The sequence below is a fragment of the Streptomyces sp. CT34 genome, assembly GCF_000805335.1.
In the GTDB taxonomy this organism is placed as follows: domain Bacteria; phylum Actinomycetota; class Actinomycetes; order Streptomycetales; family Streptomycetaceae; genus Streptomyces.
In genome coordinates this window covers 2,766,802-2,772,554 of sequence record NZ_KN708638.1, presented here as the reverse complement: position 1 = coordinate 2,772,554, position 5,753 = coordinate 2,766,802, and the positions used below count along the sequence as shown (strand labels likewise).

Annotated in this window: 6 protein-coding genes and 1 pseudogene; 4 read left to right on the top strand and 3 right to left on the bottom strand. The window is 73.2% G+C overall.

The window, feature by feature from the left end; all coding sequences use genetic code 11:
- A partial coding sequence (locus RZ84_RS12235; RefSeq protein ID WP_241777673.1) for an Fpg/Nei family DNA glycosylase occupies positions 1-555 on the top strand: 555 nt, incomplete at its 5' end.
- Between the two features lie 57 nt (positions 556-612).
- Here RZ84_RS12235 and RZ84_RS12230 read toward each other — a convergent pair.
- Positions 613-1,842: a GNAT family N-acetyltransferase gene (locus RZ84_RS12230; protein ID WP_043264346.1), complete on the bottom strand. Its 1,230-nt coding sequence runs from the start codon at positions 1,840-1,842 to the stop codon at positions 613-615.
- 127 nt (positions 1,843-1,969) lie between these two features.
- Here RZ84_RS12230 and RZ84_RS12225 point away from each other — a divergent pair, with 127 nt between their 5' ends.
- The gene (locus tag RZ84_RS12225) at positions 1,970-3,115 is read left to right on the top strand and encodes a PP2C family protein-serine/threonine phosphatase (RefSeq protein WP_052229899.1); all 1,146 of its coding nucleotides are present in this window, start codon (positions 1,970-1,972) and stop codon (positions 3,113-3,115) included.
- 30 nt (positions 3,116-3,145) lie between these two features.
- On the opposite strand, the pseudogene RZ84_RS40985 reads toward RZ84_RS12225, so the two are convergent.
- Positions 3,146-3,338, bottom strand: a pseudogene (locus RZ84_RS40985) (cation/H(+) antiporter); the annotation flags it as partial.
- 203 nt (positions 3,339-3,541) lie between these two features.
- Between RZ84_RS40985 and RZ84_RS12220 the strand changes: the two are divergent.
- Together RZ84_RS12220 and RZ84_RS12215 are read left to right on the top strand one after the other, a co-directional pair.
- A complete protein-coding gene (locus tag RZ84_RS12220) occupies positions 3,542-4,372 on the top strand; it encodes an ABC transporter ATP-binding protein (protein ID WP_078893711.1) in 831 nt (276 codons plus the stop codon).
- 134 nt (positions 4,373-4,506) lie between these two features.
- Positions 4,507-4,701, top strand: coding sequence for a hypothetical protein (locus tag RZ84_RS12215; RefSeq protein WP_043264344.1), 195 nt, complete (start codon positions 4,507-4,509; stop codon positions 4,699-4,701).
- A gap of 19 nt (positions 4,702-4,720) precedes the next feature.
- On the opposite strand, the gene RZ84_RS12210 is transcribed toward RZ84_RS12215, so the two are convergent.
- Positions 4,721-5,101 (bottom strand): arsenate reductase family protein, encoded by a 381-nt coding sequence (locus RZ84_RS12210; RefSeq protein ID WP_043264343.1) that lies wholly within the window; start codon positions 5,099-5,101, stop codon positions 4,721-4,723.
- Positions 5,102-5,753: the final 652 nt, after the last annotated feature.

Sequence of the window (5,753 nt, the reverse complement as noted above, 5' to 3'; positions counted from 1 at the left end):
CGGCTGGCCGGCCCCCGCCACCACGCCGATCTGCGCGGCCCCACCACCTGCGCCCTGATCACCGACGCCGAGAAGCAGGCGATACACGCCCGGCTCGGCCCCGACCCGCTGCGCCCCGGCGACGACGGCGCCCACGCCTGGCAGCGGGTCGCCCGCAGCCGCACCACCATCGCGGCGCTGCTCCTCGACCAGAAGGTGATCGCCGGCGTCGGCAACGTCTACCGCGCCGAGGTCCTCTTCCGGCACGGCATCGACCCCTACCTCCCGGGCCGCGACCTCACCCGCGCCCAATGGGACGCGATCTGGGCCGACTTGGTGTCCCTGATGCGCGAGGGCGTCCGGCACAACCGGATCGACACCGTCCGCCCCGAGCACCTGCCCGAGGCCATGGGCCGCCCGCCGCGCGTCGACGACCACGGCGGCGAGGTGTACGTCTACCGCCGGGCCGCCGACCACTGCCACATCTGCGGCAGCGAGATCCGCACCGCCGGCCTCGCCGCCCGCAACCTCTTCTGGTGCCCGGGCTGCCAACCGCCCACGGCGCGGCGGCCGTAGGGGCCGTCCGACACACGCGGCCGGGGGCCGTACGGCCCAAAGCCCCGGGCCGTACGGCTAGAACCCGTGCGGCAGCCAGGGCGCCACGTCCGACCCGAAGGCGAGGGTGGCCGCCGCCAGCGCTCCCGGCCGCAGCTCCCGCACCAGGCCGGCCCGCGCCAGCGCCGTCAGCGAGACACCGCCCAGATAGGCCGAGCCCAACTCCCCTACGGACAGCGCGAGATCGGCCGGATCGGCGGTCCGCTCGCAGACCGCGCCCTTCTCGTCCCCGGCCAGCCGCCAGCGCCCCGCGTTCCACGGGCAGAAGTCGTCCGCGACCTCCAGCACCACCTCCACCGGCGTCCGGTACGTGCGCGCCGCCAGCGCGGCCCCCACGTCCACCGGCCGGAGGAACAGCGCCTCGCGCACGCCCAGTCGGCAGCGCCGCTGGTCCGCCACCAGCAGCGGCAGCGGGTCGTCGACCGGCCGGCCGCGCACCGCCACCGACGCGGTCAGATCGATCCCGAACAGATAGCGCCACAGCGCCGCGTAGGCCACCGGGTCCAGCGCGTCGATCTGCCGCACCCGCACCTGCCCGTTCGGCCCGGCGCCGCCCCACTCCGGCTTGACGGCGTACCGGGCATAGCCCCGCACCTCGCCGTCCACCTCGGCCAGCACGCACTGGAGCATCCCGGCCCCGTCCCGCTCGCTCTCCGGGTCGAGCACCCCCTGCCGCTCCCAGCCCGGCCGCCGGGCGAGCATGCCCGGCCGCTCCGGTACCAGCTGGGCGTAGACCCGCTCGCAGTCCGGCACCGCGGCCACCGGGTCCACCAGCCGCAGCCGCACACCGTCCACCCCGGGCAGCTCCGGGGCGGCCAGCCGCACCGTGTCCACCGTCATCCGCAGCTCCCGGGTGGCCGCGCCGTAACCGAAGCGCCCGTAGATCGCCGGCTCGGAGGCGGTCAGTACCGCCAGCGCCTCACCGCGCTCGTGAACGTCCGTCAGCTGGTGGCGCATCATCGAGCGCAGCACCCCGCGGCGGCGGTGCGTCGGCAGCACACAGACCGCCGTGACCCCGGCGACCGGCAACTCCGCGCCGCCCGGCACCGTTAGTCCGAACGAGAAGGCGCCGCCCGTGGCGACGGTGGCCGCGCCCTCCCGGACCGCCATCATCCGGTCGATCTCGGTGATCTCCCGCCACCACGCACGCCGCTCCGAGGAGTCCGCGACCCCTCCGAAGGCCACGTCCAACGTGTCGAACCAGGCATCCCACTCGGTCCATCGCAGCGGCTGCAACTCTGTCGTCATAAGCCATGCCTAGCAGGGCGAACTCCGGCCGCGCGACCGCATCTCGAACGCGATTTCCCGGCAATTCCCCTGGGTGACGTGCGGCGAATCGACGCACCGCCGAACGGGTGGATAAGGTCCCAGAGCAATGACACGCGGCCCGGGAGCGGAAACCCTGACGGCCCGGATGCGCAGAGGTCTGCACCGGGCCCGCATCGGCATGCGCAAGGCCGGAGTCGACTACTTCCGCGGCGACGGCTCCGACTGGCTCGCCCTGGCCGCCCTGCTCGCCGCCATACCCGCCATCGCCGCCGGCACCCTCTGGCACTCGGAGTGGTTCGCGCCCACCGCGCTGGTCCTCCCGATCATCGCCGGCGGGCTGCTGCTGCGGCCGGCCAACCTCCTTGTCCTGTACGCCGCTTCGGCCACCGCGCTGATCGTCGAGGCCGCGCTGTTCGGCCCGTACGACGAGGGGCCCGACCGGATCACCCCCGGCACGGTCCTGGTGGTCGCCGCGGTCGGGCTCTTCGGGCTGCTGATCGCGCAGTTCCGCAGCCGGGTCGGGGTGCCCTGGCGGCGCGGCGGCACCATGCTCTTCGACCTGCGCGAGCGGATCCGGGTCCAGAGCGCGCTGCCCAAGCTGCCCGAGGGCTGGCACCACGAGATGGCGCTCCGCCCGGCCGGCGGCCAGTCCTTCTCCGGCGACTTCGTGGTGGCCTCGCGCACCCAGGGCGGCAACATCCTCGAAGTCGTGCTCACCGACGTCTCCGGCAAGGGCATGGACGCCGCGTCCCGCGCGCTGCTCCTCTCCGGCGCCTTCGGCGGACTGCTCGGCTCCCTCCCGCCGCACGGCTTCCTGCCCGCCGCCAACGGCTACCTCCTGCGGCAGGACTGGGACGAGGGGTTCGCCACCTCCATCCACCTCGTCCTCGACCTGGAGTCCGGGGACTACGAACTCCTCTCCGCGGGCCACCTGCCCGCCCTCCAGCTCAGCGCGGGCACCGGCCGCTGGGAGGAGAAGGCGGGGGAGGGGCCGCTGCTCGGGGTCTACGACGGCGCCCAGTTCGACCCGGTCAAAGGCACGCTGCGCCCCGGCGACGTGCTGATGATGTTCACCGACGGCCTGGTGGAGGCCGCCGACCGCGATATCGCCGAGGGCATCGACCGGCTGACCGGCGAGGCCGAGCGCTATGTGTACAGCGGTTTCGCGGGCGCCGCCTGGCACCTCATCGAGGCCGTCGCCAAGGACGTCAACGACGACCGGGCACTGCTGCTGATCTGCCGGGACGCGTAGCCGCCCGCCCCGCCTCCGGTCCGTACGGCGGCCCCCTCGCCCGCCCGGCAGGGCGCGGGCCGGCAGCCCGGACCGGCCGGCGGCCGGCGGGCCGAGGACGGCCGGGATCAGGACGTCCCCGGCGATGAACGCGGACGGCCGGTCGTCGGTCCCGGCGCCCGCCGCCATCGTCGCCAGGATGAGCGAACTCGCCGCGGGCCGGCAGCGCGGTGGCGATGTTCGCGGCCGGGCCGGTCGTCCCGAAGCCGTGGGCGTCGGCGCCCGGTCCGCCGCCCCCGTCCGCGCGCCCCTCGGGGGTGGGGCTTTCCCCCGGAGCGTCCGGCGGCCTTCCTCATGGCAGGACAAGGCGCCCGCTCCCTACGGTGAAACGCAGTGACCGGCCGTCGCCGGAGAGACCGGTCGACCGCACGGAACGGGGAGTTGCCGATGAGCGGTGGATACGCCGTGGAACTACGCGGGGTGTGCCGCCGGTACGGCCGTGGCGCCGGCGCCGTACACGCCCTGCGCGAAATGGACCTGGCCCTGCCGCACGGCTCGTTCACCGCCGTGATGGGCCCCTCGGGCTCGGGGAAGTCCACCTTCCTCCAGTGCGCGGCCGGCCTCGACCGCCCCTCCGCCGGCTCCGTCCGCCTGGCCGGCACCGAGATCACCCGGCTCCGCGAGGGCCGGCTGGCCGCACTGCGCCGCAGCCGGCTGGGCTTCGTCTTCCAGACGTTCAACCTGCTGCCCGCACTCACCGTCGAGCAGAACGTCCTGCTGCCGCTGCGGCTGGCCGGCAAGCGCCCGGACCGCGGGCGGGCGGCCGAGGTCCTGGCCCGCGTCGGCCTGCACGATCACGCCCGGCGTCGTCCCGGCCAGCTGTCCGGGGGCCAGCAGCAGCGGGTGGCGATCGCCCGCGCCCTGGTCACCGCACCGGACGTGATCTTCGCCGACGAGCCGACCGGCGCCCTGGACGCCGCGACCGCGGCCGAGGTCCTGGCCGTCCTGCGGCACACCGTCGACGCCCTCGGCGCCACGGTCGTCATGGTCACCCACGACCCGGTCGCCGCCGCCCGGGCCGACCAGGTACTTCTCCTCGCCGAGGGGGCCCGGGCCGACCGGCTGGAGGGCGCCCCGGCCGACCGGATCGCCGCCCGGATGGCGGTGCTCACGGACCGCAGCCGCGCCTCTTCCGGCCGGCCGCACCTCACCTCTCCGCCGCCACCCGGACATCACCCCACAACCCCACACTCACCCCACTTCACGCCAACCCCATGAAGCGGACAAAGCGTTGGCCGAAGATTCGTCACCTGCCTGCGATGGGCAAAGAGTTGATGGCACGATGGGTGCCGGGGGTGTGCGCGGCATGCCCCAGGGCCGGTGAGGCGTTCCGACCGAGGGTGTGATCAGTTGTGGCTCTTTCGCTGTCAGTTGTCCTGATGCTGGGGATCATCCTCGTCGTTCTGATCAGACAGAAGTCGATCAAGGCGGGCCCGGCGCTCGTCGCCATACTCTTCGGCTTCTTCCTCGCCTCCACGGGGATGGCGCCGTCGATCAACCGGTTCCTGACCTCCATCGCGCAGACCATCAACCACATCACGTTCTAGGCCGGTCCGCGGACCGGGCTCAGGGGGTCCGTCCACCCCCGGTCCGCCCCAGCGCATCCCGCACCGCATCCTCGCTGCGTCCCACCAGTGCCGACCCGTCGTCGGCGGTGATGATCGGACGCTGGATCAACCGGGGGTGCGCCGCCAGCGCCTCGATCCACCGCTCGCGGTCGCCCGCCGTACGGCCCCAGTCCTTCAGCCCGAGTTCCTTCGCCTCGGCCTCCTGGGTGCGGGTGATGTCCCACGGCTCCAGTGCCAGCCGCTCCAGCACCTCCCGCAACTCCTGGGCGCTCGGCGGCACTTCGAGATAGCGCCGCACGGTGTACTCGGCCCCCTCCGCGTCGAGCAGCTGCACGGCGGAACGGCACTTGGAACAGGCAGGATTGATCCAGATCTCCATGAGTGCACCCTAGCCACCCCCGCGATCGACACAAGTACCCCATCGGCAAAGGGGAATGCGGGTGTCCGGCGGACCGACGCTTTCCGATATCCGCGAGTTGTGGTCCGTAGCGGTACGAGTTCGCCTCGTCACCGCCGTAGTGCCGCCGCAGTTCTGCTGAGCGAAGAATTATGACGTGGTCTCCTCTGGGGAACTGCCTTCCGGCCAGTGGCGTGAGGTGACCGTCGGCCACGGACGAACCGGACGACCGTCCTGGACGCCCGGAATCGGTTACTCCTGGGCGACTCGGTCCACGGATTCCCCGGTCTGCTCGACCTCGGAAGCGAACCCGTGCCGGTGCGCCCGCTCCCCGGAACCCCCTGGGAACAAGCCGGCCGACCGTTCTCGTCACGCGCCTCGGTAACCGCCGAGCGGATGCCGCATCCGGCCCTCGCGAATTCCCTCCAGAACGCCCACCCGGCCCGCTCCGCATTGGTCTTCCGCTTTCCGCGGAAATTGCGCCACGGCGGGGCTCGTTTCGCCGGATGAGCCGGCCACCGTCGAGCCGCCCCACGCTCCGCGGCCGAATGCGACATGGTGATACCGCGCTGGATGCCGATAGTGCTCCGGTCCGGGCACGCCGTGGTGACCCCGGAATTCCGAGTGCCGGGAA